Source organism: Streptomyces sp. BE20, assembly GCF_036322525.1.
Lineage (GTDB): Bacteria > Actinomycetota > Actinomycetes > Streptomycetales > Streptomycetaceae > Kitasatospora.
In genome coordinates, this window is record NZ_JAQYWW010001186.1 from 1 (window position 1) to 25,635 (window position 25,635).

A 25,635-nucleotide genomic window follows, 5' to 3' on the forward strand; every position below is an offset into this window, starting at 1 on the left:
ATCGACTCGATCGTGGCCGGCGTGCGCAGCTCCTGCACCTACGCGGGCGCGGCCTCCCTGGAGGAGTTCCACGACAAGGCCGTCGTCGGCATCCAGAGCGCCGCCGGCTACGCCGAGGGCAAGCCGCTGCACTCCAGCTGGGCCTGACGCCTAGCGCTGAAGCCCACCGCCGGCCGGGCGGCTCCTCGCGACGGGGAGCCGCCCGGCCGGTGTCGTGGCGGGGTGCGGGCGGGCGTCCGCCGTGGCCGGGTGCAGGCCCGTCGGGGCGAGCAGCGCCCGGCCGAGCAGCCCCACCGCGCCGTCCAGCGTCGCGGTGAACGCCACGGCGGCGCCCGGCAGCCCGCGCAGCTCCCAGAGCACCCGGACCGACGACCAGGCCGCGTCCCGGGCGGCGTCGACCGACCACGCGCCGATCCGGTGGGTCAGCGGCTCGATCCGTTCCAGCAGGTCCGGCCCCGGCATCAGCTGCTCCCGGACCGCCGCCTCCACCCCGGCCAGCAGATCGTTGATCCGGTGGTAGTCGGCCGCGAGCTGCCGGGGCTCGCGGCCCAGCCGCCGGCAGGTGTCGATCACGGCGAGCGGCAGGTCGTGCTGGATGTGCGCGTTCATCCCGGCCAGCGCGAACTGGACCGGGTGCACCTCCGGGCACGCCCGCCGCTCGAACAGCGGCTGCCAGCTGGCCGGCGGCCGGCGCCCGGCCGCCACGGCGTCCACGGCCAGCAGGTAGCGCCCGGCGAAGACGACGTCCAGCTCGGCCACGGCGCCGGGGTCCGCGAACTCCCCGAGTCGGGCCCGGACCGTCTCCGTCACGGTCAGGTACATCCGGTTGAACACCGCGACGCCGTCACCGGGCGGCAGCCCGCGCCCGATCGCCCGCAGCCGACGGATCACGCCGTCGACCCCGATCGCCACCCGCGTGTGCGTGCCGGCCATCCTCACCCTCCGATGTCGATCGTGCACTGATCGCATCATCGTGACAGTCGCCTGCCTGGGCCCGGTCGGTGCCGCGCGGAGCCCCCGGCTGCTCCTCCGCCCCCCTCCGCCACTCAGCCCAGCTCGTACTCCAGGACGTAGGTGTGGGCGCCCTGCTCGTCGACGTTCAGCTCGAACGTGCCGGTGATCCCCGTCAGCCCACCCGAGCCGGTCCCCGCCACCACCCGGATCGCGAGGCGCTCGCCCTGGCTCCCCGGCGCGGAGTGCTGCAGCACGAACGACCCCTGCCGCCCGTCCAGCGTGCCCGTGAACCGCTCCACCGCCACGTACGCGGCCGGCCCGCCCTCGCCGTCCATCACCGAGAACATCCGCACCAGGCTCGTCCCCGTCAGCCCGCCCGTGAAGTCCTTGGTGATCCGCACCCGGCCGACCGTCGACCCCGGCTGCTCGTCCGTCTCCTCCGGCTCGAACGCCGTCAGCTCGAACGCCCCGCTCGTCCTGCTCCCCATGGCACCGTCCCTCGACCGAACTCCGCGGCCGGGCCCGTCGCCGACCGCAGGCCCACCCTTGCACGCCCCACCGACAAGCGCGCCGCGGCGCCGTGCGGGCGGCCGGCCCGCCGGCCCCGCGGCCGCTCAGTACTCCCAGCGGAGGGCCAGCGCGGCCGCGTCGTCGTCCAGACCGGTCGGGGAGACCCACGCCGCCAGATCGTCGAGGAGGTCGTCGAGGAGGGCGTCGGGCGCGGTGGCGTGCAGGGCGGCGAGACGGTCGGTGATCGGGTAGAAGCGGCCCGCCGGGTCGCGGGCCTCGGAGAACCCGTCGGTGTGCAGGAGCAGGAGGTCCCCGGCGAGCGGCTCGAACGGATCGGCCCGGTAGCGGCCGCCGCCGAGGAGATCGAGCAGGCCGAGCGGCGGCGCGTGCCGGGAAGGCACGAGTTCGGTCACCCGGCCGGCGCGGCGCAGCAGGGCGTGCGGATGGCCGCAGTTGACCAGGAGGGCGGAGCCCCCCGGTCCGTCGACGCCGAGCAGCACGGCGGTGGCGAACCGCTCGTTGTCCGGCCGGGCGACCAGCGCGGCGTCCAGCCGCCCGGCGAGCCGGGCGAGGTCGGGCTCGGTGCGGGCCGCCGCACGGAAGGCCCCGAGGACGTCGGCCGCCGTCTCGACGGCCGACAGCCCGTGCCCCTGGACGTCCCCGAGCAGCACCCGGATGCCGAACGGCGTGTCGGCCACCTCGTAGAGGTCGCCGCCGATCCGCGCCTCGGCCGCCGCCGCGACGTACCGGACGGCGATCCGCAGCGGGCCGATCCGTTCCGGGGGAGGGCGCAGCAGCGCCCGCTGCGCCGCCTCGGAGACCGTCCGGACCTGGAGCAGCTCGCGTTCCCGGGAGGAGATCAGCACGACGTTGGCGGTGCTCGCGAGGGTCGCCGCGAGGATGGTGACCAGCGCGGTGAGGTGGACGGAACCCGACACGGCGGTGTTGCCCCGCTCCAGCAGCCCGGCCGCGACGGCCGCGGCCACCCCGGTGGCCAACGGCACCCGGGCACGGCGGGTGGTCGCCCCGACCAGCACGGGTGCCACCGCGAGGACGGGGGAGAGGGTCGTCCCCGGGCCGGTGAGGAGATCGGCCACCACGGCCGCGACCAGCAGCAGGAAGGCGCAGTAGAGCAGCAGCCGGGTCCGCCGCGGCAGGCGCGGCGGCCGTGCCCCGTCCCGAGGGCCGTCGGCGGTCTCGGTCACGCACTCGCCTCCCAGGAGGTCGACGGAGGCACCGGGAGGGGCGCCTGCGTGCTTCCACCCTCTTCCACCCCCCACTCTCCACCGGGGCCGCCGCGGACGGCATCCCGGCGGGCCGGCCTGCTCCGCCCGGTCCGCCCGCCCGGTCCGCCCGCCCGGTCCGGTCCGGCGGGCCGGATAGGCTGGCCGGCGAGATGAGACGCAAGAGCACGCCGCCGGCCGCCCCCCTCCCGCAACGCCTAGGAGTGGACCCGGTGCACCTGCGGCTGCCGGTCGTCGGCGGCCCGTGGCCGACGGTGCGCGCGTACCTGGCCGAGCGGCTGCCCGCCGCGGCGGTCGAGCGGGTCGGCGCCCTGCTGGACGAGCACGGGATCGTCGGTGAGGACGGGCTGCCGATCGCGCCGGACGAGCCGTTCCGGCCCGGGGCGCACCTGTGGTTCTACCGGGAGCTGCCGGCGGAGGTGCCGGTCCCGTTCGCGCTGGACGTGCTGCACCACGACGAGCACCTCGTGGTGGTCGACAAGCCGCACTTCCTGGCCACCACCCCCCGCGGCCGGCACGTCGTGGAGACGGCGCTCTCCCGGCTGCGCCACGCACTCGCCCTGCCGGCCCTCAGCCCGGCGCACCGGCTGGACCGGCTGACGGCCGGGCTGGCGATGTTCGTGGTCCGCCCGGAGGACCGGGGCGCCTACCAGACGCTGTTCCGGGACCGCCTGGTCCACAAGGAGTACCAGGCGGTCGCGCCGTACGACCCGGACTTGGAGCTGCCCCGGACGGTGCGCAGCCACATCCTCAAGGAGCGCGGCGAGATCGCGGCCCGCGAAGTGGACGCGCCGCCGAACAGCGAGAGCCGGATCGACCTGGCCGAGCGGCGCGGCGCGCTGGCCCGCTACCGGCTGCTGCCGTCGACCGGGCGGACGCACCAGCTGCGCCTGCACATGAGCGGCCTGGGCGTGCCGATCCTCGGCGACCCGGTGTACCCGGTGGTGCTGCCCGAGCCGGCCCCGGACGACTTTCGCCGCCCACTCCAACTGCTCTCCTCGGTGGTCGAGTTCACCGATCCGCTGAGCGGGCACCCGCGCCGTTTCGAGAGCCGCCGGACGTTGTCCGCGTGGGCCGACCCGGCCGGGTGGGCCGGGTCGGCCGACCCGGAGGTCCGACCCGCCCCGGGCCCGCCGCCGTCCGCCCCCGCGCAGGCGGCCCGGCTGTCCTAGGCCGGAGGGCGGAGGACGAAGGGCCGAGGTGGGGGCGGGTCCGGCGGCCGATCCGGATCGGACCGGTCCGGGGTGATCGTGGTGCCATGAACGCAGAACAGATCAGCAACCGCCCCGTCGCCCTGGTCACCGGCGCCTCGCGCGGTCTCGGCCGGGCGCTCGCCCGGGCCCTCGCCGCCGACGGCTGGCAGCTCGTGATCACCTCCCGGGGCGGGGCCGAACTCGCCACCGCGGAGGCCGAGCTGGCGGAGCTCACCACGGTGGTGGCACTCGCCGGTTCGATCGTCGACGACGACCACCGGGCCCGTCTCGCCTCGGCCGCGGCGGCCCTCGGCGGGGCGCGGCTCCTGGTGAACAACGCCGGGACCCTCAACGGCGCCGACGCGGCCGGTGCCGACGGCAGCTGCGAACCCCTGCCCCGTCTGGCGGACTTCCCGCTGCCCGAGCTGCTGGAGACGTTCGAGGTCAACGTCCTCGCCCCGATCGCATTGACCCAGCTCGTCCTGCCGCAGCTGCGCGCCCACACCGGTGACGTCCTCAACATCAGCTCGGACGCGGCCGCGGTGGCGTACGAGGGGTGGGGCGGCTACGGCGCGAGCAAGGCGGCGCTGGACCTCGCCTCGGCCGTACTGGCCGTCGAGGAGCCCGAGTTGCGGGTCTGGGCGGTGGATCCGGGCAGCATGCGCACCAGGATGCTCCAGGAGGCGAGCCCGGGCGAGGACATCTCCGGCGAGCCGCTGCCCGAGGAAGTGGCGCCCGCACTGCTCGCCCTCGTCCGCGACCGGGCCGCCTCCGGCCGGTACCGCGCCTCCGAGCTGCTCGCCGACCGGGTCGGCCCCGCCGGCGCCGTGACGGCCGGACCGGACCCCGCCGGCCCCGCCGCCGCCCCCGCCGCCGAGGCCCCCGGCCACGCCTTCGCCGAGGCCCCCGTCGGTTCCGTGCCCCTGGCCGCGTCGTCCGCCCGCAGGGGGGACCGGTGACCGCGGTCGCCGAGCCCGCCCTCGACGTCACCGTCCCGCCCGAACTCTCCGCCCGCGCACCCGCGGAGGCCCGCGGCACGACCCGGGACGGCGTCCGGATGCTGGTCGGCCGCCGGAACGCCCGGGGCACCGACACCGTCGCGCACCACCGCTTCACCGAGCTGCCCGAGGTGCTCCGCCCCGGCGACCTCCTGGTGGTCAACAACTCGGCCACCCTGCCCGCCGCGCTGCCGGGCCGGCTGCCCGACGGGGGCCCGGTCGCCCTGCACCTGTCCTCCAGCCGGCCGGACCGGCACGGCGCGCACCTGGTCGAACTGCGCCGCGTCGTCCCGGGTGAGGCGCCCGCCCACTTCCCGTCGGCGCAGTCGCCCGCCCGGCCCGGGCTGCTGGTGTCGCTGCCGGCGGGCGGGTCGGCCGAGCTGACCGCACCATTCACGGCCCGGCTCTGGCACGCCCGGCTCGTCCTCCCGGGGCCGCTGACCGGGTACCTCGCGCAGCACGGCCGGGCCGTGCGCTACGGCTACGTCGACCGCGACTGGCCGATCGAGGCCTACCAGACGGTGTTCGCGACCGTCCCGGGAAGCAGTGAGATGCCCAGTGCGGCGCGGCCGTTCAGCGCCGAGGTGGTGGCCCGGCTGACCGGTCGGGGCGTGCTGCTGGCACCGATCACGCTGCACACCGGGGTCGCCTCCCCGGAGGCGCACGAGCCGCCGTACGCGGAGTGGTTCCGGGTACCGGCCGCCACCGCCCGGTTGGTCGACCACGTCCGGGCCGGCGGCGGGCGGGTGATCGCGGTGGGCACCACGGCCGTTCGCGCCCTGGAGTCGGCGGCCGGCCCGGACGGCGCGGTGCGGGAGGCCGAGGGCTGGACGGAGCTGATGGTCACCCCCGAGCGCGGCGTGCGGGCGGTGGACGGCCTGCTCACCGGCTGGCACGAGCCGCGCGCCTCGCACCTGCACCTGCTCGCCGCCGTCGCGGGCCTGCCGCTGCTGGCGCGCTGCTACCGGGAGGCGGTCCGGCAGCGGTACCTGTGGCACGAGTTCGGCGACGTCAACCTGCTGCTCCCGGACTGACCGGCGGCGCCCCCGGAATCCCGCGCAGCCGAGCCGAGCCGGGCCGGTCCCCGGCCGTGCTACCGCTCCACCAGGCCCGGCGGAAGCTCCAGTTCGAACCAGACCACCTTCCCGTCCGGTGTCTTCCGGCTGCCCCAGCGGTGGGCGAGCTCGTTGACCAGGTGGATACCGCGCCCGCCCTCGTCCTCCTCCCGCGCGCGGCGCATCCGGGGCGACTCGGCGTCCTGGTCGGCGACCTCGACGGTGAGCGTCCGGTTGCACAACAGCCTCAGCTGGGTGGGGGATCCGGCATGCACCAGGGCGTTGGTGATCAGCTCGCTGGTGAGCAGTTCGGCCCAGTCGGCGAGCGCGCCCAGCCCCCAGTCGCCGAGCGTGTCACGGGTGAAGCGGCGCGAGTGGGCGACCATCGCGTGGTCGTCGCCGAGCGGGAGGGTGGCGATCCGGTCGGAGCCGACCGGCCGGGCCTGCGCGATGATGACGGCGATGTCGTCCTCGCTGGTGCGGCCGGTGAGTTCGGCCAGCACCGCGTCGCAGGTCTGCTCCGGCGAGCGGTGGGTGCCGGCGGCGATGGTGCGGCAGAGCAGGTCGAGGCCCTCGTCGAGGTCACGGCCGCGCCGCTCCACCAATCCGTCCGTGTAGAGGGCCAGCAGGCCGTCCTCGGGGAGGGTGAACTCGACGCTCTCGAAGGGGACTCCGCCCACCCCGAGCGGAGCCCCGGGCGGCAGCTCGACGAGCCGGGCGCCGCCCCGGCCGTCGCCCACCACCGGCGGCAGGTGGCCCGCGCATGAGGCGATGCAGTGCCGGCCGACGGGGTCGTACACCACGCAGACGCAGGTGGCGAACTGGCCCTCGCCGATCGCCGTGGTGGCCTCGTCCAGCCGGTGCATGACCCGGTCCGGCGACAGTTCCAGGGTGATCAGGGTGCGGGCCACCGTGCGGAGTTGACCCATGGTCGCGGCGGCCCGGATGCCGTGGCCCATGACGTCGCCGACCACCAGGGCGACCCGGCCGGAGGAGAGCGGGACGACGTCGAACCAGTCGCCGCCGACCTCGCTGACCACGCTGCTGGGCAGGTACCGGTAGGCGATCTCCAGCCCCAGGGTGCGGTGGATCTCCTGCGGCAGCAGGCTCCGTTGCAGGGTGAGCGCGGTCTCCCGCTCCCGGCGGTAGAGCCGGCCGTTGTCGATGGCCAGCGCGGTGCGGGCGGCCAGTTCCTCGGCCAGCGCCCGGTCCGCCGCGCCGAACGGCAGCGGGTTGCGGGTGCGGATGAACTCCACGCCGCCGAGCACCAGTCCGCGCGCCAGCAGCGGCACCATCAGGTAGGAGTGCACGCCGGCGTCGAGCCCCGGCTGCACCCGGTCCTCCGAGGCCACGATCCGGCGCAGCGCCGCCTCGTCCACCTCCGAGACGAGGATCGAGCGGCCGGTGCGCAGGCTCTCCGCGTACACCTGGGCGGACTGCGAGGTCGTGCCGACCTGGTCGGCCGCCCGGGACATGGTGCCGTCGGCGGCGGCCTCGCCGACGGCCACGGCCCGCATGAGCACCGAGCCGTCGGCCGGGACGGGGGACGGGTCCTCGCCGCCGAGCACCGCGTCGCGCAGGTCGACGGTGACGAAGTCGGCGAAGCGGGGGATCACCACCTCCACCAACTCCTCGGAGGTGCGGTCCAGATCGAGCGTGGTGCCGATCCTGGTGGAGGCCTCGTTGAGGAGGGACAGCCGCTGCTGCGCGGCCCACGCCTCGTCCAGGGCGCGCTGGCGGGCCGCTGCCGCGTCCCGTTCCCGGGTGAACAGCAGGGCGTTGTCGATCGCGACGGCCGCGCGGACGGACAGCTCCCCGGCCAGCGCCAGGTCGTCGTCCTCGTAGGGATGGTCCACCACCGTCCGGTAGAAGGCGGCGACACCGACCGGTGAGCCCCGGGCGATCAGCGGCACCACCATGAACGAGCGGACGTTCTGTTCGTGGACGGCCGCCGTGCGGACCGGGTCGTTCGCGAACCAGGCCATCCCGGCCTCGTCCATCCTCGGCACCAGCACCGGCCTGCGACGGGTGAGGGCCCAGGCGTAGGGCGAGCCGGGCAGGAACCGCTGCACGCCGCCGGTCCGGTCGATCGGTTCGAGCGTCGAGCCGTGCGCCGAGTGGAACGCCATCCGCCGCAGCACCGCGGAGCCGTCCGTCGACGGCCGGGCCTCGCGCTCGCCCCGTACCAGGTCGTCCAGTACCTCGACCACCACCGTGTCGGCCAGCCGGGGCGTCGCCACCTCGGCCAACTCCAGTGCGGTCTGGGCCAGATCGAGCGTGGTGCCGATCCGGGTGGAGGCCACGTTCACCAGCGCCAGCCGCTCCTGTGCGGCCTTCGCCTCGCGCAGGGCCTGCTGCCGCGCCAGCACGATCTGGTGCTGGCGCAGGTAGAGGCGGGCGTTGTCGATGGCGACGGCCGCCCGGGAGGCCAGCTCGTCACCGAGCGTGATGTCCGCCTCGGCGAAGGACTCCCGCTCCCCGCGCCGCGAGTACACGATCATGCCGAGGGTGGTGCCGCGCGCCACCAGCGGGGTGATCCGCACGGACCGCGGCCGGTCGCCCAGGTAGGCCTGGCGGCGGCTCTCGCTGATCCCGTTGCTCAGTGGCGGAAGCTCCCAGGAGGGCACCACCACCGTCCGGCCGGTGGCCAGCGCCCTCGCGTAGGGGGATTCCGGCGCCACCTCGTACACGGCGTCCACCGGCAGGGCCTCCGCCGGGTAGAGCGGGTCGGTGGTGGCCAGGGCGAGCCGGCGGACCTGCTGCGGCGCGGACGGGTCCAGCGGTTCGACGGTCCGGCCGGCGGCCAGCGCCTCCAGCGCGAAGACGCCGCTGATGTCGGCGACCTTGGGCACCATGGCGTCGGCCAGCTCGCGGGCGGTCTGCCGCAGGTCGAGGGTGGTGCCGATCGAGGCGCTGGCGTCGACCAGCAGGGCCAGCCGCTCCTGCGCCCGGGCGGCGCGGGCGTCGGCACGGAACCGCTCGGTGATGTCGATGACCGTCGAACTGACCCCGAGCACCCGGCCGCTCGGGTCCTCCAGCCGGAAGTACGAGGCCGACCAGGCGTGCTCGTGCGTCGGGTCGCCCGGGGTCCGGCCGTGGGACCGGGCGTCCAGGACGGGTTCGCCGGTCTCCAGCACCCGGCGCATCACCGCCTCGCTCTCCTCGCCGTCGATGCCGGGCAGCAGCTCGGTCAGCCGGCTGCCGACGTGCCGGTCCACCGGCAACCCGTTCACCCGGGCCAGCGCCTCGTTCAGTCGGACGAACGCCAGCCGGCTGTCGAAGACGCCCATGCCGACCGGGGACTGGGTGAAGAAGCCGTCCAGCACGGCCAGGTCCGCCTGGATCCGGCGCAGGGTCGTCACGTCCGACGCCACGGCCAGGACCAGCGGGCTGCCGCCCGGTCCGGCGATCGGGTGGGTGCGGAACTCCAGGTTGACGTGGTGGCCGTCCCGGTGCCGGACCGGGAACACGCCGGACCAGCCGCGCCCGTCCAGGATCTCCTGGAACAGCTCCAGCACCTCGGGCCGCTGGTCGTCGGGGGCCAGCAGCTGCGCGGCCCGGGCGCCGATGGCCTCCTCCGGGGAGTAGCCGAGCAGCGCCTCGGCGTCGTTGCTCCAGTGCAGGATGCGGCCGTCGGACTCGATCAGCGCGGTGGCGATCGGCACCATGAGGAGGGCGTCCTGGTACGGCCCCCCGCCGGGTTCGCCGCCCGGTTCGTCCCGGCGAGCCCGCCCGGGCCCGCCGAGGTCACGCCGCTCGTTCACCATGCTCGGTCACCATGGCCAGAGAACCGCCCGGAGATCGTTTTCGCCAGCCCTGCCATCTTCCCACGCGCCCTGCTCCGCCCGCGCGGCACGCGCCCCGGCACCGGTGGGCGGCGCCCGCGACCGGTGGGCCCGCCCCGGTCCCTCCGGCCCCTCCGGCCGCCCGCACAGGAAGTCGGCGGGTCCGACGTCCGGTGCACGGCGAGCCCGGGCCGCCCGGCGGCGACCGGCGGCGACCGGCCGGTCACGCCCGGCGTCCGAGCGGGCGACACCGGTACCCCGGGCCGGGCCGGGCCGGGGCCTGCCCGGCCGCCCGCGGCGGTGGGCGTCGCTGCGCTCCTACGCCGTCCCGCCCGAGGCGTGGGTGTTCTGGAGCGTGCGCAACAGCGCGACGCCCGCCGGGTCGACGGAACGGCGGGTGTTGACCACGGCGATCACGCCCACCTGCTTCTCCGGGTCGAAGGCCACGAACGACCGGTAGCCGCCCGTCCCGCCGTTGTGCCAGATCTGCAGGTGGCCGCCCTGGCGGGCGTGCAGGCGGTGGCCGAGCCACCCGAGGTGCATCCAGGCGAACGGGTTGACCCGGTGGCGGACCTCCCGGCTGAGCGCGATCGCGGGCGCCAGTGGCGAGTCGTCACCGTCCGTGCCGTTCGCCAGCTGGGCCCGCACGAGTATCGCGAGGTCGGCGACGGTCGAGTGGAGGCCGCCGGCGCCGACCAGGTCGGCGAGGTCCCAGCCGGGGACGGGGCGACCGCCGGAGGTGTGTCCGGGGGCCAGCCGGGCGGCGCGCTCGGCGTCCGGCGTCACCGTCGTGTCGGTCAGGCCGAGCGGGGCGCAGATCTCCCGCGTCACCAGCTCCTGGTAGCCGAGGCCGGTCCGGTGGGTGAGCGCGAGGCCGAGTAGTCCGGCTCCGAGGTTGGAGTAGCGGAAGCTTCGGCCGGGGGCGGCCCGCAGCCGGGTGCGGGCGAGTCCGGCGAGCAGGTACTCGGCGGTGCAGTGCGCGTACGGGTCGGGCTTGTTGGGGGTGAGCAGGGCCGGCAGCAGCATCCCGGCGGGGAGGCGGGGCAGCCCGGCGGAGTGGGTCGCGAGGTGCTGGAGGGTGAGCGGGGTGCCGCCCTTGGCGGGGACGGTGACGCCCGCCGGGAGCGCGTCGGCCAGGACGTCGGCGAGCGGCTCGTCGAGGGCGACGGTGCCGGCGAGCGCCAGTCGCGCGAGCGCGAGAGAGGTGAACACCTTGGTCACCGAGCCGATTTCGAACAGGGTGTCCGGGCCGGGAGCACCGCCGGCGCTGCCGGGGCCGGTGCGGCCGGCGCCGCGGATCTCCACCGTGCCTCCGGCCAGGCCGGCGACCACCGCGCCGACGTGCTGGCCGGCGAGGCGGTCGGCGGTCTGCTGGACGAGGCTGCCAAGGTCGTTCATGACCCCGAGCCTAGGATCCCCCGGCCGGTCGCGACGTCCACCGTGGCGACGATTTCGGGCCCCCGCCGTTCGTCCGCCGGAGGTACGCGCCCACCGCCGCCCGCATGCGTGGGGGCGGGCGGCGGTGGGCGGCCGTCGTGCCGGTCAGCAGCTCAGGTTGTTGCCCGGAACGGTGCCGAGCAGCTGGGTGAAGCGCTGGTAGGCGTTGATCCGGCTCTGCACCTGCGCGGGGTTGCCGCCGTTGCACTCCAGGCTGCCGTTGATGCTGCGGATGGTCTCGCCGAAGCCGTACCCGTTGACGATGGCGTTGTGCGGGGTCATGGTGCCGGGCCCGTTCTGGGTGTTCCAGTACCAGAGCGCGGTCTTCCAGGCCACGGCCGGGTCGGTCTGCACCAGGTTGGGGTTGCGCAGCAGGTCGATGCCGAGGGCGTCGCCGGCCGCCTTGTAGTTGAAGTTCCAGCTCAGCTGGATCGGGCCGCGCCCGTAGTACGCGGCCTGACCGGCCGGGCAGCCGTACGACTGCGCGGCGTCGCAGTAGTGCGGGTAGTTGGCGGTGTTCTGCTCGACCACGTAGACCAGGCCGCCGGTCTCGTGGTTGACGTTGGCGAGGAAGGCCGCGGCCTCCTGCTTGCGCACGGTGTCCGTGCCGGTGCCCGCGAAGGCGGGGTAGGCGGAGAGGGCGTCGAGCAGGCCCTGGTAGGTGTAGAAGGTGTTCCGGTTCGGGAACATCTGGTTGAACTGCGCCTGGCTGACCGGGAATCCGCCCGGGTTGGGGGTCACGGTGGTGGTCGGCGTCGGCGTCGGGCCGCAGCTGTACGGCTCCCAGTACCAGGTGCTGATCACCGGGTCGTAGCCCGGGTTGTCGTGGGTGGCCCGGTAGAAGCTGCCGTTGACGTACCGGACGATCGTGCCGGTGGTGTAGGTGCGTCCGGCGACCCAGTCCGGGTAGGCGCAGTTCCCGGGAGTCGGCGTCGCGGTGGGCGTCACCGTGGGAGTGGCGGTGGGCGTCGTGGTGGGGGTCTGGGTCGGGCCGGTGCCGCAGGTGCCCTGGTCGGCCCAGACGCCGGAGCCGGCGGTGCTCGGGGCCTCGCCCTGGGTCCACCACTTCGCGGACCAGTTGTGGCCGTTGTGCGAGGCGCTCGTGCCGCCGGTGTAGACGGCCGACGAGCTCCAGGGCGTGGCGCAGACGGCGGCGCTCGCGTTGGCGGCGGGCAGCAGCAGGACGACTGCCAGGGCCGTGACGACGGCGGACAGCAGTGCGAGGAGACGTTTCGTTGACACTTGATCACCCCTTGTGCGGTGGGGGCCGCACGGTCGTGGAGGCGGGAAGGTCGGGGCAGGGAGGGGGCCCCGCGGTGTGGGGGCTCGTCGTGGGGGACGGGCCGACCGGGGTGCGGGCCGGTGCGGGGCTGGCCCAGACTCAAGCGGAATGGTCTAAACCTGTCAAGAGCGCACGGCGTGGCGGGGCCCGGATTCGGCGGCTGCGGCCCCCGGTCCGTCACCGTCCGCACGGTGTCCGCCCCCTGCCCTGACCTGCCCGCCTCCGCACCCCGGTCGCGCCCCGGCCGAAACTCGCCCTCCGTCTCCGGCCGACACACGGATCCGGCCCGTCCCGCAGGCCCCGCCTGCCCCACGGGCCCCGCCCACCCCACGGGCCCCGCCCCGGCCGTGCACCTGCGTAGGCCCCGCCCGGTGGTCTGGGAGGATGACGGGGTGGACGAGACCCCCGACCCCGCCGCCCTGTCCGGCCCCGGTGCACCGATCAGGTCGGGTATCCCGGAGCACGGCCGGGTGCCCAAGTACTACGCCGTCAAGGGCCGGCTGGAGGAACTGCTCGACGAGCTCGGCGAGGGTGGCGTGCTGCCGACCGAGCGGGAGCTGGCCGCCCGCTTCGAGGTGGCCCGCGAGACGCTCCGCCAGGCCCTGCGCGACCTGTTGATCCAGGGCCGGGTCCGCCGGCGCGGGCGCAGCACGGTGGTGGCCGGCCCCAAGCTGGAGCAGCCGCTCTCGCTGGCCAGCTACACCGAGGGGGTCCGCCGCCAGGGCCGGGTCCCCGGCCGCACCCTGATCGGGCTGGAACGGCTCGATGCCGGGACCCAGTTGGCCGGACAGCTGCGGATCGCACCGGGCGAGCCGGTCTGGCACCTGGAGCGGGTACTGCTCGCGGACGGAGAGCGGGTCGGGCTGGAGAGCACCTACCTGGCGGTGCGGCGGGTCCCGGCGCTGGACCGGGAGTTCGATCCGGGATCCTCGCTCTACGCGTTCCTGGCCGAGAAGGCGGGCATCACCTTCGGTGCGGCCGACGAGCGGATCGAGACGGTGCTGGCCTCGCCGCGCGAGGCACTGCTGATCGGTACGCCGCCGGCGCTGCCGATGCTGCTGCTGCACCGGCTGACCATGGATCCGGCCGGTGCCCCCGTGGAGCGGGTGCGTTCGCTCTACCGGGGTGACCGCTTCAGCTTCACCACGCGTCTCGAAGCCGGCTGACGACCCCGGGGCCCGGCCCGACCCTGGTCCTGTCCCCGACCCCGACCCCTTGTTGATCACGCAGAGATAACGGGTCTGGACCTAATTTCGAGCGCTGTTCATGCCCGGGTCGGAAGCCGGGCCACCGTCGTCCATCCGCCGATCCGACCGTGGTCACCGCCCCCTTCCCCGCCATGACGCAGCATCAGGAGGACGACGTGACCCCGCACACCCCCGCCACGCCCCCCGCCGCCGCCCCGGCCGCCTCCGGCCTCTCCCGCCGCGGCCTGCTCCTCGGCTCCGCCGCCGCCGTACTCGCCGCCGCCCCGCTGACCGCCGGCGCCGCCCGTGCCGCCACCGCCGCCGTGGCCGGCCGCACCCCCAAGGTGCTGGTCATCGGCCTCGACGGCACCATGCTCAACCGCATCAAGGACTCCGGCGCCGCCAACCTCAACGCGCTGATGGCCGGCGGACTCACCGCCGCCGGCAGCCTCTACGCCAACCCGATGGCCGGCACCAGCTCGGGCCCGGGCTGGTCGACCGTCGCCACCGGCGTCTGGCCGGACAAGCACAACGTCCGCGACAACAACTTCACCGCCCCCGCCTTCGCCGCCTACCCCGACTTCCTCACCCGGGCCGAGACCGCCAGGCCCGCGCTCAACACCTACGTGGTCGCCTCCTGGGCGCCGATCGCCGACATCATCTACTCCGGGCGGGTCGACACCCGGGTGGCCACGCCGTCCGCCGAGTACGACGCCGGCACCACCTCCCGCGCCGTCGCCAGGCTCCGCGACACCGACCCGGACGCGGTCTTCGTGCAGCTCGACAACGTCGACCACGCCGGCCACAGCAGTGGCTCCGCCAGCCAGGCCTACCTGGAGGCGATCCGCGGCGTGGACGCCCAGGTCGGCCAGATCCTCGCTGCCGTCCGCGGCCGGACCGGGTACGCGCAGGAGGACTGGCTGGTCATGGTGACCGCCGACCACGGGCACACCCCCACCGGCGGCCACGGCGGCTCCACCTGGGAGGAGCGGCAGACCTTCGTCATCGCCAACGGCTCGGCCTTCCCGGCCGGTTCGGTCCGGTACGACGTGCGCATGGTGGACATCGCCCCCACCGCCCTCGCCCACCTCGGCATCGCCGTCGACCCGGCCTGGGGCCTCGACGGCAGCCCGGTCCCGAGCCTCGTCCCGGACGCCTTCGACACGCTGCGCCCGCAGCTGACCGGCCGGGTCGACGAGACCGGCATCCCGGCCGGGGTCCTCGGCTTCACCCACACCCCGCCGAGCGGCTGGTCGGTCGACAACTCCGCGATGGGCACCGGCGGTATCACCGAGTGGCGCGGCTGGTCGTTCACCACCGACGAGTTCTGGACCAAGGCCCAGCGCGACCAGTCCCGCGAGCTCAACGTCCGCGCCCGCAACGTGTTCGCCGTCGCGGACTCCGACGAGTGGGCCGACAAGACCTTCAAGGGCAGCTACGACTCCACCCTGGTCAGCCCCGAGTACCCGGTCGCCGGACTGGCCACCGTGCCGGTCTCCTTCACCACCTACTACCAGCAGGAGGGCGCCCAGACCGCCCAGGTGCTCGCCGTCTGGGACGGCGGCGCGCCGGTCCAGGTGAAGAGCTACACCGCGGAGACCAACGGCCGGCAGACCCTGAACCTGGCCGTCCCGGCGGGCGCGAGCCGCCTGCGGCTGCGGTTCCGGTACACCGGCAGCAACAACTGGTACTGGGTGCTCGACAACGTCCGGGTCGGCCAGAGCTAGGGGCCGGCCGGCCCGCCGGTCGGACCGCCCGCCGGCCCCTCCGGCGAGGCGACCGGGGCGACCGGGGTGACAGGGGCGACCGGGGCGAGCGCGGCGCGCAGCCGCCCGGCGACCTCCGCCGCGCCCGCCTCGTCGGGGTACTTCCCGCGCGGCCAGAAGAAGCCGCGCAGCCCGTCCTTCGGGTTGCGCGGCACCACGTGGACGTGGAGGTGCGGCACCGACTGGCTGATCCGGTTGTTCGCCGCGACGAAGCTGCCCGCCGCTCCCATCCCGAGCTCGACCGCCGCCGCCACCCGCTGCACCCGCAGGAAGAACGGGCCGACCTCGGCCGGCGGAAGGTCGGCCAGGGTGGGGTGGTGGGCGCGCGGTACGACCAGCACGTGGCCGGGGAAGAGCGGGCGGCGGTCCAGGAAGGCCACCGCCGACCCGTCGTCCAGCACCCGGTGCGCGGGCTCGGTGCCCGCCACCACCGCACAGAAGACGCAGTCCATCCGTCCATTCAAGCGGCCTCCCGCCGCACCGGCGCGCCGGTGCGGCGGCGTCACCCGTCCGGACCCCGACCGGGTGCGGTGCGCCCCGGCCGGGGCGCACCGTGCAGGAGGGGGCGCGTGGCGCGCCCCCTCGACGAGGAGGTGGCCCGGATGGCGGGCAAGTTCGAGGTGTACGAGGACTCCGGCGGCAAGTTCCGGTTCCGACTCAAGGCGGGCAACGGCGAGATCGTCGCCACCGGCCAGGGGTACGCGAGCAAGGACGCCGCCCACAAGGGAGTCGAGGCGGTCCAGCGGGCCGCCGCGGGCGCGAGCGTGGTGGACGTGGCCAAGGCCGCGGCCTGAGCTCCGGTCCGCGGTCCGCGGTCCGCGGACCGCGGTGCGCGTGCGGGAGGCCGGGCCGGACGCGGAGGTGCGTCGAGCCCGGTCTCCCGCACCGTCCCGGCTCCTGCCGGGCGGGTGGCCGCTACGCGTACCGGTAGAGCAGCGCCTCCCGCTCGTTCTGCTCGATGGCCTCGACGGTCAGCGACGGGTCCCCCAGGTGGGAGAGGGTGACCTCGGCCGAGCTGGGCTGGGCGTCCGCGGCGAGCCAGTTCTCCGGCTTCCACGCCGAGGAGCGCAGGAACGCCTTCGGGCAGTGCGCGTAGACCTCCTCGACCGCCACCACGATCGCGCTGCGCGGCGGCTTGCCGACCGCCGTCAGCTGCTCCAGCAGCCGGGGATCGGTGGAGACGCAGGCGCGGCCGTTCACCCGCAGCGTGGAGTCCCGGCCCGGCACCACGAAGATCAGCCCGATCCGGCCGGTTTCGACGATGTTGTGCAGAGTGTCCAGCCGCTTGTTGCCGGTCGCGTCCGGGATCGCCAGGGTGTGCTCGTCCAGCACCGACACCAGCCCGGCCGGCCCGCCGCGCGGGGAGACGTCGCACCGGCCGTCCGCGTCCGCGCTGGCCACGAAGACCAGCGACGAGCACGCGATCAGTCGGCGTGCCACCTCGTGGAGGTGGTCGACCTGCTTGCGACGGGCATGGACGCCGGGCTGCTCGTAGACCTCCCGCAGACCCGCGGCGTCGCGGACGGCGCTCGCGCCGAGCGCCTCGAACAGGCCGTTCGGGGTGCCCGGTTCGACGGTTGACGGGTCGGGAGTCTCCGGTGTGCTGGTCATACCGGAAATCTAGCCGAGGGCCTCCGGGTGATCGCCGACGGGCAGCACCGAGGCCGCCCGCGACCCGGCCGCCGGGTCCGGGTTCGGAGGGATCGCCGACCCCTCGGGCCTGCTCAGACGATCAGCGGCACCGGGTGCACCTCGTCAGCCGGGTGTCCGGCGCGTTCGTGGACCCGCTGCACGGCCTCCCTCGACGGACCCTCGGAGAGGCAGTAGACGATGCCCGACTCCGGGTCGGCCCACGCCTGTTCGAACTGCACGCCCTCCTCGGCCTGGATCGCCAGGTCGGCCTGGTGGGCCATCCGCAACTCGTCCTGCGTGATGCCGGCCATCCCGTGGTGGACATCCATGAACTTCGCCATCGTGCTCGCACCTCCTGGAGCCTGCGGACGGCCGCCGTCCGTCCGCCTACCACCAGCGTGCGCCCGGCGCACCGCGAACCGCCACCGGGAGCCCCGCGCACCCCGCGCCCGCCGCGTACTCCCGTCCGCCCGCATTCCCGGCCTCCGCGTGAAACAGACCACAGCCGGGGCCTCTCCCTGGGACCGCACGGATCATGGCACAATGACGGCAGTAGTAGCAGTGACGTTCAGCGCACTCCGGGGTCGGTGAAAATCCGAACCGGCGGTTACAGTCCGCGACCCGTCCGCAGCCAGCGGCCGGTTGACCAGGTGAAATTCCTGGACCGACGGTTAAAGTCCGGATGGGAGGCGTGCGCGACGGACGAGAGAGCGGTATCCGTGGTCCCCCGGTGGACCGCGGACGTGCACGACGGGAGAGGTCTCCTCTGCCGTCGGCCGGTCGGCGGTGACCCGTGACCACGGGTGGCCCGCCGTCGGCGGATCCGTGCACCCCGTGCCCGTCCGTGTCATCTCCCATGCCACAGCCCCGGAGTCCGCGCCCCAAGCGCGAGGAGAACCCGGGTGTTCACCGGCATCATCGAAGAGCTCGGCGAGGTCGTGTCGATCGAGGAGATCGGCGACTCCTCGCGAATCCGCCTGCGTGGTCCGGTGGTCTGTCAGGACGCGCACCACGGCGACTCCATCGCGGTGAACGGCGTCTGCCTGACCGTCGTCGACAGCCCCGACCAACTGGCCGCCGGAACCGGCGAGTTCAGTGCGGACGTGATGGCCGAGACACTCCACCGTTCCAGCCTGGGCGAGTTGAAGCCCGGCTCGCGGGTCAACCTGGAGCGGGCCATGGCGCTCGGAGCCCGGCTCGGCGGACATCTGGTGCAGGGTCATGTCGACGCCACCGGGCGGCTGTTGAGCCGCGAACCGGGCGAGCGTGACGCCGCCGGCGAGCTGCGCTGGGAGGTGCTGCGCTTCTCGCTCCCGGAGTCGGTCTCGCGCTACCTGGTGGAGAAGGGCTCGATCACCGTCGACGGTGTCAGCCTCACCGTGGTCGAGGCGGCCCGTGACAGCTTCACCGTCAGCCTCATCCCGGCCACCCTCGCGCTGACCACGCTCGGGACCAGGGCCGTCGGCGAGAGCGTCAACCTGGAGGTCGACGTCCTCGCCAAGTACGTGGAGCGGCTGCTGGAGTCCCGCACGCTCCCCGCCCTCCCCGCCCTCCCCACCCTTCCGACGACCGCCGGAGAGAACACGTGAACTGGCTCAACGGCACCGTCCACCTCTTCGGTCAGGACGTCTACCGCTCGGACATCATCGGCAACCTGCTCGGCCTCACCGCGCTCGCCCTCGGTTGGCGGCGCTCCCGGCTGACCTGGCCGGTCCAACTGCTGTCCGGGGTCGTCCTGGTCGGCGCCTACTGGTCCGCCCACCTCAGCGGCGGTGTGGGCAAGCAGTTCGTGGTCATCGTGGCCGCCGTCTGGGGCTGGACCCGCTGGCAGCGCGGCAAGCACGGCGGCGGCGACGTCGAGGTCCGCTTCGCCACCGGCCGGGAGCGCGCCGTGCTGATCGGCGGCACCGCGCTCGGCACCGTGGCGGTCGGCACGCTCTTCACCGTCTACCCGCAACTGTCGTGGGACGCCTGGCCGGACGCCTACATCTTCGTCGGCACGCTGGCCGCGATGGTGGCCCAGGCCCGCGGCTGGGTCGAGTTCTGGTTCGCCTGGGTCGCCGTCGACCTGGTCGGCGTCCCGCTCGCCTTCAACAACGGGCTGGTCTTCTCCGGCTTCACGTACTCCGTCTACTTCGTCCTGGTCCTGCTCGGCCTGCGTGCCTGGTGGCTGCGCGGCCGTACCGCCCGTCCCTCGACCGACCGCGTCCTCCAGGGAGCCTCCGCATGACCGAGAACCGGCCCGAGAACCAGCCCGAGAAGCAGACCCCGGCCCACACCGGCGACCACGCCGACGTGCTCGACCTCGCCCTGGACCCGGTCGAGCGGGCCGTCTCCGACATCGCGCTCGGCCGCGCCGTGATCGTGGTCGACGACGAGGACCGCGAGAACGAGGGCGACATCGTCTTCGCTGCCTCCGCCGCCACCCCCGAGCTGATGGCGTTCACCATCCGCTACAGCTCCGGCGTGATCTGCGTCCCGATGACCGGCGACGAACTGGACCGGCTCAAGCTCCCCCCGATGACCCAGGTCAACGAGGACCGCAAGGGCACCGCCTACGCCGTCTCGGTCGACGCCCGCGACGGGGTCTCCACCGGCATCTCGGCCGCCGACCGGGCCCGTACCGTCCGGCTGCTCTCCTCGCCCGGCACCGGGCCCGGCGACCTGGCCCGCCCCGGGCACGTGTTCCCGCTGCGGGCCGTCGACGGCGGCGTGCTGGTCCGCCCCGGTCACACCGAGGCCGCCGTCGACCTGGCCCGGCTCGCCGGGCTGGCGCCGGCCGGTGCGATCGCCGAGGTGGTCAACGACGACGGCACCATGGCGCGGCTGCCCGAGCTGGTCGCCTTCGCCCGCGAGCACGGTCTGGCGATCATCTCGATCGAGGACCTGATCGCCTACCGCCGCCGGACCGAACTGCACGTCGGCCGGGCCGCCGTCACCTCGCTGCCCACCGAGTTCGGCGAGTTCACCGCCGTCGGCTACCAGGGCACCATCGACGGGGTCGAGCACATCGCCCTGGTCGCCGGCGGGCTGGACGCGGACGGCCGGCTCCCGGACGGCGAGGACGTCCTGGTGCGGGTCCACTCGGAGTGCCTGACGGGCGACGTCCTCGGCTCGCTGCGCTGCGACTGCGGCCCGCAGCTGCAGGCCTCGCTGCGGCGGGTCGCCGAGGCCGGCCGCGGCGTGGTGCTCTACCTGCGCGGCCACGAGGGCCGGGGCATCGGTCTGGCGCACAAGCTGCGCGCCTACGAGCTGCAGGAGCAGGGCCGGGACACCGTCGACGCCAACCTCGAACTGGGCCTGCCCGCGGACGCCCGCGACTACAGCATCGGCGCCCAGATGCTCTGCGACCTCGGGGTGCGCTCGCTCACCCTGCTGACCAACAACCCGGAGAAGCTGACCGCGCTCACCGAGCACGGGCTCAAGGTCAAGGGCCGCGAGTCGGTGGAGATCCCGGCCGGCGAGCACAACCTGCGCTACCTGCGGACCAAGCGCGACCGGATGGGCCACGACCTGCCCGGCCTCGGTTCCTGACCCGCGGAGCAGCACCGCGCACCACCCGCCCGCACCACCCGCCCGCACCGCCGAACCACCGAGCCGAACCATCGAAAGGCACCCGCACATGAGCGGCCACGGAGCCCCCGAGCTGACCATCGACAACGCCGCCGGCCTCAAGGTCGCCGTGATCGCCGCCCAGTGGCACGAGCAGGTGATGAACGGCCTCCTGGACGGTGCCCACCGCGCCCTGAAGGAGCTGGGTGTCGCCGAGCCGACCGTCCTGCGCGTCCCCGGCACCTTCGAGCTGCCGGTGGCCGCCAAGCGGCTCGCCGACCGCGGCTACGACGCCGTGATCGCCCTCGGCGTGGTGATCCGCGGCGGCACCCCGCACTTCGACTACGTCTGCCAGGCCGCCACCGCCGGTCTCACCCAGGTCAGCGTGGACACCGGCGTTCCGGTCGGCTTCGGCGTGCTGACCTGCGACGACGAGCAGCAGGCGCTGGACCGGGCGGGCCTGCCGGGCTCCGCCGAGGACAAGGGGCACGAGGCCGTCACGGCCGCCGTCGCGACCGCCGTCACCCTGCGCGCGCTCTGAGCCGCGGGCGGGCCGCGCCTTCGCGGGCCCGTCCCCGCCCACCCGTTCGGGAACCCGGACCGTGGACGTCCACCGGACTGTCCACGGTCCGGGACCGTTTACCGCCCGTAAGCCCGCACGCCGTAAGGTGAGTCCATCATGGCTTCGAAGACATTCGAGGAGCTCTTCACCGAGCTCCAGCAGAAGGCCGCCACCGGCGACCCCTCGTCCTCCCGTACCGCGCAGCTCGTCCAGCAGGGCGTCCATGCGATCGGCAAGAAGGTCGTCGAGGAGGCCGCAGAGGTCTGGATGGCCGCCGAGTTCCAGTCGGACGAGCAGACCGCCGAGGAGATCTCCCAGCTCCTCTACCACCTTCAGGTGATGATGGTCGCCCGTGGGCTGACGCTCGACGACGTCTACAAGTACCTCTAGAACCGGTCCGGCACGTAACCCCCTTCGTCACACCCAACAGGTAAGGAACAGACCTCCATGCTGCGCATCGCCGTTCCCAACAAGGGTTCGCTCTCGGGTCCTGCGGCGGAGATGCTCCATGAGGCCGGCTACCGCCAGCGCAAGGACGCCAAGGAGCTCGTGCTGGTCGACCCGGGCAACCAGGTCGAGTTCTTCTTCCTGCGCCCGCGCGACATCGCGGTCTACGTCGGCTCCGGCCGCCTCGACGTCGGCATCACCGGCCGTGACCTGCTCCTGGACTCGCACTCCAACGCGGAGGAGGTGCTGGCCCTCGGCTTCGGCGGCTCCACCTTCCGCTTCGCCCGCCCGGAGGGCGTGGACGTCCAGGACGTGCAGGGGCTGGAGGGTCTGCGGATCGCCACCTCCTACACCGGCCTGGTCGAGCAGCACCTCGCCGACCACGGGGTCAAGGCCACCGTCACCAAGCTGGACGGCGCGGTCGAGACCGCGGTGCAGCTGGGCGTCGCCGACGTGATCGCCGACGTGGTGGAGACCGGCACCAGCCTGCGCAACGCGGGCCTGGAGGTGTTCGGTGAGCCGATCCTGGTCTCCGACGCCGTGGTGATCCGCCCCAAGGGCGCCGGCGAGGACCCGGCCGTCGACCAGTTCCTGCGCCGTCTGCAGGGCGTCCTGGTGGCCCGCCGCTACGTGCTGATGGACTACGACATCCGCGCCGAGAACGTCGGCGCCGCCGTCGGTCTCACCCCGGGCCTGGAGTCGCCGACCGTCTCCCCGCTGCACACCGAGGGCTGGGTGGCCGTCCGCGCGATGGTGCTCCGCAAGGAGGCCCAGCGGATCATGGACGACCTGTGGAGCATCGGCGCCCGGGCGATCCTGGTCACCAACATCCACGCCTGCCGTCTCTGATCCGCCTGCCGCCTGCGGCCCCGCAGGTAAGGACCGGTTGAATGGGGCGGGGACGCCGTACGCGTCCCCGCCCCTTCCCCGCACCAGCCGTCGAACCACCCCGGAGCCCCTCGTGTCCACCACCGCCGAGTTCCCCGTCACCTGGGCCCCGCGCCGCACCCGTGCCGTCCTGCTGCCGGTCTGCGCGCTGCTGGTGGTGCTGTTCGCCGTGATGGCGGTCGCGCTGCCGGCGAACTGGCAGTTCAACGACCGGCTGATGATGGCGGCCAGCGGGGTGTTCTTCGCCTCGGTGGGCCTGATGCTGGCCCGCCCCCGGGTCAGGGCCGACGCCGAGGGCGTCACCGTGGTCAACTTCGTCCGCAGCCGTCGCCTGGCCTGGGCCGAGATCGTCCGGGTCAACTTCCGCCAGGGCGACCCGTGGGCCACGCTCGACCTCGCGGACGGCTCCTCGCTGGCCGCCGTCGGTATCCAGTCCGGTGTGGGCAAGGCCCAGGCCATCGCGGACGCCCGCGCGCTGCGCGACCTGGTCGAGCGCCGCGGCCACTGAGCCGCCGTTCCGCCCCTCGCACCGCTGCTCGCCTCCCTTCACGCCCTTCGCGGGTCCGAACACGGATCCGACATGCGCACGGGTATCGTCTACGCTGGTAAAAGCGGGGCAAAGGCATTGTCCTGCCCGAAAACGACCTGAGGAGTGAAACCCCCCGTCCATGGACGATCCGTCCGGTAGTACCTGCGCCGCCCAACTTCCGACCCTCGGAAGGCAGGCGGCACTGTGATCACCGCCTGGCTGCTGCTGCTCGCAGCCCTTCTGCTCATCCTCGCCAACGGCCTCTTCGTGGCCGCCGAGTTCGCCTTCGTGACCGTCGAGCGCGGCGCCGTCGAGCGCTCCGCCGAGGCCGGGGACGCCAAGTCCGGCCGGGTCTCCAAGGCCCTGCGGCACCTCTCCTTCGAGCTCTCCGGAGCCCAGCTCGGCATCACCGTCACCTCGCTGGTGGTCGGCATGCTCGCCGAGCCGGCGCTCTCCGTCCTCCTGAAGCCCGTCCTCACCGGCGTCGGCCTGCCCGAGGGCGCGGCCCGAGGCACCGGCGTGATCATCGGCATGGTGCTCGCCACCGTGGTCCAGATGGTGATCGGTGAGCTGGTCCCGAAGAACTGGGCGATCTCCCGGCCGCTCCAGGTGGCCCGCGCGGTCGCCGCGCCGCACATGGCCTTCTCGCGCGTCTGCCGCCCGCTGATCAGCGTGCTGAACGGTTCGGCCGACCGGATGGTCCGCGCCTTCGGGATCGAGCCGCAGGAGGAGCTGGGCCACGCCCGGACCCCTGCCGAGCTGGTCTCGCTCGCGCGTCACTCGGCCAGGGCCGGCGCCATAGACGAGGAGTCCGCCACCCTGTTCGTGCGGACCCTCGGCCTCGGCGACCTCACCGCCGAATCCGTGATGACCCCGAGGATCGACGTGGCCGCGCTCCAGCACGACGCCAGCGCCGCCGACGTCCTCAACCTGACCCGCGCCACCGGCCTCTCCCGCTTCCCGGTCTACAGCGACAGCCTGGACGAGGTCACCGGCACCGTCACGCTCAAGGACGCGCTCGCCGTCCCCTCCGGCCGGCGCGCCTCGGTCCGGGTCTCCGACCTGGCCGTGCCGCCGCTGCTGGTGCCCGCGACGCTCCCGGCCGAACGGCTGCTCGACCAGCTGCGCCGCCTCCAGCCGATGGCCATCGTGGTGGACGAGTACGGCGGCACCGCCGGCGTGGTCACCGTCGAGGACATCGTCGAGGAGATCGTCGGCGAGGTGCAGGACGAGCACGACCCGGCCGACACCCCCGAGCTGCTGCCGCTGCCGCCGGTCGACGGACAGCCCGTCTGGGCCGCCGACGGCCGCGCCCGGCTCGACCAGCTGGAGGCCATCGGCCTGTACGCCCCGGACGGTCCGTACGAGACCCTGGCCGGCCTGGTCACCGACCTGCTCGGCAAGCTGCCCGCCCCGGGCGAGCAGACCGAGCTGCCCGGCTGGCGGTTCACCGTCGAGGCCGTGGACCGCCACCGGACCAGCCGGGTCCGGGTGGAACGCACCGCCGAGCACCACCACTTCTTCGGCGACGACGAGGACGGGACCCGATGACCGCGCTCCAACTGGCCGTCGCCGTCCTGCTGCTCCTCGGCAACGCCTTCTTCGTCGGCGCGGAGTTCGCCGTCGTCTCGGTCCGGCGCAGCCAGATCGAGCCGCTCGCCGAGGCAGGCAACAAGCGTGCCCGCACCGTGCTGCACGCGCTCTCCAACGTCTCCGCGATGCTCGCCGCCGCGCAGCTCGGCATCACCGTCTGCTCGCTGGGCCTCGGTGCCCTCGCCGAGCCGACCATCGCCCACCTGCTGGAGGGGCCGTTCCACGCGATCGGCATCCCGTCCGGCCTGATGCACCCGCTCTCGTACGGCATCTCCCTGGCCGTCGTGGTCTACCTGCACATGGTGCTGGGCGAGATGGTGCCCAAGAACATCGCGCTGGCCGGCCCGGAGAAGGCCGCGCTCTGGCTCGGCCCGCCGCTGGACCGCCTGGCCCGCTGGCTCACCCCGGTGATCTCGTTCCTGAACGCCTTCGCCAACGGCGTGCTGAAGCTGTTCAAGGTCGAGGTCAAGGACGAGGTGGAGTCGGTCTTCACCACCGAGCAGCTGATGTACCTGCTCGTCGACTCCCGGGACGCCGGCCTGCTCGACGAGGGCCGCCAGGAACGTCTGGAGGACGCCCTGGAGCTGGGCCGCCGCCCGGTCACCGAGGTCCTGCTCACCCCTGAGCAGCTGGTCACCGTGGACACCAAGGTGACCGCCGCACAGATCGAGGAGCTGGCGCTGCGCACCGGGTTCTCGCGCTTCCCGGTCGCCGACGGCGACCCGGCAGGCCACGGCTACCTGGGGTACCTGCACCTCAAGGACATCCTGGACGTCGAGGACCCGACCGCGCCGGTCCCGGCCCGCCTCTGGCGGCCGATCACGGTGGTGCGCGGCACGCTCCCGCTGGACGACGCGCTCGGCGCCATGCGCCGGGCCGCCTGCCACCTGGCGGCCGTCCTCGACGCCGACGGGCGGACGCTCGGCGTGGTGATGCTGGAGGACGTCCTGGAGGAGCTGGTCGGCGAGGTCCACGACCCGGACCACCGCTCCGCGGCGTAGCCGGCCCCGGCCTTCGGCCC

The 25,635-nt window shown here is 74.2% G+C and carries 24 protein-coding genes, 1 pseudogene and 1 riboswitch; of the genes and pseudogenes, 16 read left to right on the top strand and 9 right to left on the bottom strand.

The annotated features are described in order from the left end of the window. Positions 1–147 (top strand): annotated as a pseudogene (locus tag PUR61_RS37680) (GuaB1 family IMP dehydrogenase-related protein); the annotation flags it as partial. 3 nt (positions 148–150) lie between these two features. On the opposite strand, the gene PUR61_RS37685 reads toward PUR61_RS37680, so the two are convergent. The 3 genes from PUR61_RS37685 to PUR61_RS37695 all read right to left on the bottom strand — a co-directional run bounded on the left by PUR61_RS37685 (position 151) and on the right by PUR61_RS37695 (position 2,669). Then, positions 151–933 (bottom strand): DUF5995 family protein, encoded by a 783-nt coding sequence (locus tag PUR61_RS37685; RefSeq protein ID WP_329884160.1) that lies wholly within the window; start codon positions 931–933, stop codon positions 151–153. A 113-nt stretch (positions 934–1,046) separates the two neighbouring features. Next, positions 1,047–1,442, bottom strand: coding sequence for a DUF3224 domain-containing protein (locus PUR61_RS37690; RefSeq protein ID WP_329884162.1), 396 nt, complete (start codon positions 1,440–1,442; stop codon positions 1,047–1,049). Positions 1,443–1,568: 126 nt separating this feature from the next. Then, the gene (locus tag PUR61_RS37695) at positions 1,569–2,669 is read right to left on the bottom strand and encodes a PP2C family protein-serine/threonine phosphatase (RefSeq protein ID WP_329884164.1); all 1,101 of its coding nucleotides are present in this window, start codon (positions 2,667–2,669) and stop codon (positions 1,569–1,571) included. A 191-nt stretch (positions 2,670–2,860) separates the two neighbouring features. On the opposite strand from PUR61_RS37695, the gene PUR61_RS37700 reads away from it, so the two are divergent. From PUR61_RS37700 to PUR61_RS37710, 3 genes are all read left to right on the top strand, one after another. Further along, a complete protein-coding gene (locus PUR61_RS37700) occupies positions 2,861–3,880 on the top strand; it encodes a pseudouridine synthase (RefSeq protein WP_329884166.1) in 1,020 nt (339 codons plus the stop codon). Positions 3,881–3,966: 86 nt separating this feature from the next. Beyond that, the gene (locus PUR61_RS37705; RefSeq protein WP_329884168.1) at positions 3,967–4,860 is read left to right on the top strand and encodes an SDR family NAD(P)-dependent oxidoreductase; all 894 of its coding nucleotides are present in this window, start codon (positions 3,967–3,969) and stop codon (positions 4,858–4,860) included. Next, positions 4,857–5,933 carry an S-adenosylmethionine:tRNA ribosyltransferase-isomerase gene (locus PUR61_RS37710; protein WP_329884170.1) on the top strand — a complete coding sequence of 359 codons (1,077 nt, stop codon included), beginning with the start codon at positions 4,857–4,859 and terminating at the stop codon, positions 5,931–5,933. Before PUR61_RS37705 ends, PUR61_RS37710 begins: the two co-directional genes overlap by 4 nt. Positions 5,934–5,992: 59 nt before the next feature. Here PUR61_RS37710 and PUR61_RS37715 read toward each other — a convergent pair whose 3' ends face one another. From PUR61_RS37715 to PUR61_RS37725, 3 genes are all read right to left on the bottom strand, one after another. Beyond that, on the bottom strand, positions 5,993–9,721 hold the full coding sequence (locus PUR61_RS37715) for a SpoIIE family protein phosphatase (RefSeq protein ID WP_329884172.1): 3,729 nt from the start codon (positions 9,719–9,721) through the stop codon (positions 5,993–5,995). 336 nt (positions 9,722–10,057) lie between these two features. Continuing rightward, on the bottom strand, positions 10,058–11,137 hold the full coding sequence (locus PUR61_RS37720; protein WP_329884174.1) for a serine hydrolase domain-containing protein: 1,080 nt from the start codon (positions 11,135–11,137) through the stop codon (positions 10,058–10,060). Between the two features lie 144 nt (positions 11,138–11,281). Then, on the bottom strand, positions 11,282–12,418 hold the full coding sequence (locus tag PUR61_RS37725; protein ID WP_329884176.1) for a glycoside hydrolase family 19 protein: 1,137 nt from the start codon (positions 12,416–12,418) through the stop codon (positions 11,282–11,284). A 432-nt stretch (positions 12,419–12,850) separates the two neighbouring features. Between PUR61_RS37725 and PUR61_RS37730 the strand changes: the two genes are divergently transcribed. Together PUR61_RS37730 and PUR61_RS37735 are read left to right on the top strand one after the other, a co-directional pair. Then, the gene (locus tag PUR61_RS37730; protein WP_329884178.1) at positions 12,851–13,624 is read left to right on the top strand and encodes a GntR family transcriptional regulator; all 774 of its coding nucleotides are present in this window, start codon (positions 12,851–12,853) and stop codon (positions 13,622–13,624) included. A gap of 173 nt (positions 13,625–13,797) precedes the next feature. After that, positions 13,798–15,372 (top strand): alkaline phosphatase family protein, encoded by a 1,575-nt coding sequence (locus PUR61_RS37735; RefSeq protein ID WP_329884180.1) that lies wholly within the window; start codon positions 13,798–13,800, stop codon positions 15,370–15,372. On the opposite strand, the gene PUR61_RS37740 is transcribed toward PUR61_RS37735, so the two are convergent. Further along, positions 15,369–15,863 (bottom strand): HIT family protein, encoded by a 495-nt coding sequence (locus PUR61_RS37740; RefSeq protein WP_329884181.1) that lies wholly within the window; start codon positions 15,861–15,863, stop codon positions 15,369–15,371. The genes PUR61_RS37735 and PUR61_RS37740 overlap by 4 nt on opposite strands. A gap of 117 nt (positions 15,864–15,980) precedes the next feature. Here PUR61_RS37740 and PUR61_RS37745 point away from each other — a divergent pair, with 117 nt between their 5' ends. Then, a complete protein-coding gene (locus tag PUR61_RS37745) occupies positions 15,981–16,205 on the top strand; it encodes a YegP family protein (protein ID WP_329884183.1) in 225 nt (74 codons plus the stop codon). A 121-nt stretch (positions 16,206–16,326) separates the two neighbouring features. Here the strand turns inward: PUR61_RS37745 and PUR61_RS37750 are convergent, their stop codons facing one another. Beyond that, positions 16,327–17,022, bottom strand: a complete 696-nt coding sequence (locus PUR61_RS37750) for an MSMEG_1061 family FMN-dependent PPOX-type flavoprotein (RefSeq protein WP_329884185.1) — start codon at positions 17,020–17,022, stop codon at positions 16,327–16,329. 113 nt (positions 17,023–17,135) lie between these two features. Then, on the bottom strand, positions 17,136–17,384 hold the full coding sequence (locus PUR61_RS37755) for an SCO4226 family nickel-binding protein (protein ID WP_329884187.1): 249 nt from the start codon (positions 17,382–17,384) through the stop codon (positions 17,136–17,138). Positions 17,385–17,613: 229 nt separating this feature from the next. Continuing rightward, positions 17,614–17,741, top strand: a riboswitch (FMN riboswitch). A gap of 204 nt (positions 17,742–17,945) precedes the next feature. Here PUR61_RS37755 and PUR61_RS37760 point away from each other — a divergent pair. The 9 genes from PUR61_RS37760 (at position 17,946) to PUR61_RS37800 (ending at position 25,615) form a co-directional block, all read left to right on the top strand. Then, on the top strand, positions 17,946–18,632 hold the full coding sequence (locus PUR61_RS37760; protein ID WP_329884189.1) for a riboflavin synthase: 687 nt from the start codon (positions 17,946–17,948) through the stop codon (positions 18,630–18,632). Beyond that, complete coding sequence (locus PUR61_RS37765; RefSeq protein ID WP_329884190.1) at positions 18,629–19,273, top strand: nicotinamide mononucleotide transporter family protein; 645 nt, start codon at positions 18,629–18,631, stop codon at positions 19,271–19,273. Before PUR61_RS37760 ends, PUR61_RS37765 begins: the two co-directional genes overlap by 4 nt. Then, positions 19,270–20,577 (top strand): bifunctional 3,4-dihydroxy-2-butanone-4-phosphate synthase/GTP cyclohydrolase II, encoded by a 1,308-nt coding sequence (locus PUR61_RS37770; RefSeq protein WP_329884192.1) that lies wholly within the window; start codon positions 19,270–19,272, stop codon positions 20,575–20,577. Before PUR61_RS37765 ends, PUR61_RS37770 begins: the two co-directional genes overlap by 4 nt. A gap of 88 nt (positions 20,578–20,665) precedes the next feature. After that, complete coding sequence (gene ribH / locus PUR61_RS37775; RefSeq protein WP_329884194.1) at positions 20,666–21,136, top strand: 6,7-dimethyl-8-ribityllumazine synthase; 471 nt, start codon at positions 20,666–20,668, stop codon at positions 21,134–21,136. Positions 21,137–21,274: 138 nt separating this feature from the next. Continuing rightward, a complete protein-coding gene (locus PUR61_RS37780; RefSeq protein ID WP_030306151.1) occupies positions 21,275–21,547 on the top strand; it encodes a phosphoribosyl-ATP diphosphatase in 273 nt (90 codons plus the stop codon). A gap of 57 nt (positions 21,548–21,604) precedes the next feature. Then, positions 21,605–22,453: an ATP phosphoribosyltransferase gene (gene hisG / locus PUR61_RS37785; protein ID WP_329884203.1), complete on the top strand. Its 849-nt coding sequence runs from the start codon at positions 21,605–21,607 to the stop codon at positions 22,451–22,453. A 112-nt stretch (positions 22,454–22,565) separates the two neighbouring features. Then, positions 22,566–23,000 carry a PH domain-containing protein gene (locus tag PUR61_RS37790; RefSeq protein ID WP_329884205.1) on the top strand — a complete coding sequence of 145 codons (435 nt, stop codon included), beginning with the start codon at positions 22,566–22,568 and terminating at the stop codon, positions 22,998–23,000. 225 nt (positions 23,001–23,225) lie between these two features. Continuing rightward, a complete protein-coding gene (locus PUR61_RS37795) occupies positions 23,226–24,572 on the top strand; it encodes a hemolysin family protein (protein ID WP_329884207.1) in 1,347 nt (448 codons plus the stop codon). Then, positions 24,569–25,615 (top strand): hemolysin family protein, encoded by a 1,047-nt coding sequence (locus PUR61_RS37800; protein ID WP_329884209.1) that lies wholly within the window; start codon positions 24,569–24,571, stop codon positions 25,613–25,615. The genes PUR61_RS37795 and PUR61_RS37800 overlap by 4 nt, the downstream gene beginning before the upstream one ends. Positions 25,616–25,635 lie beyond the last annotated feature (20 nt).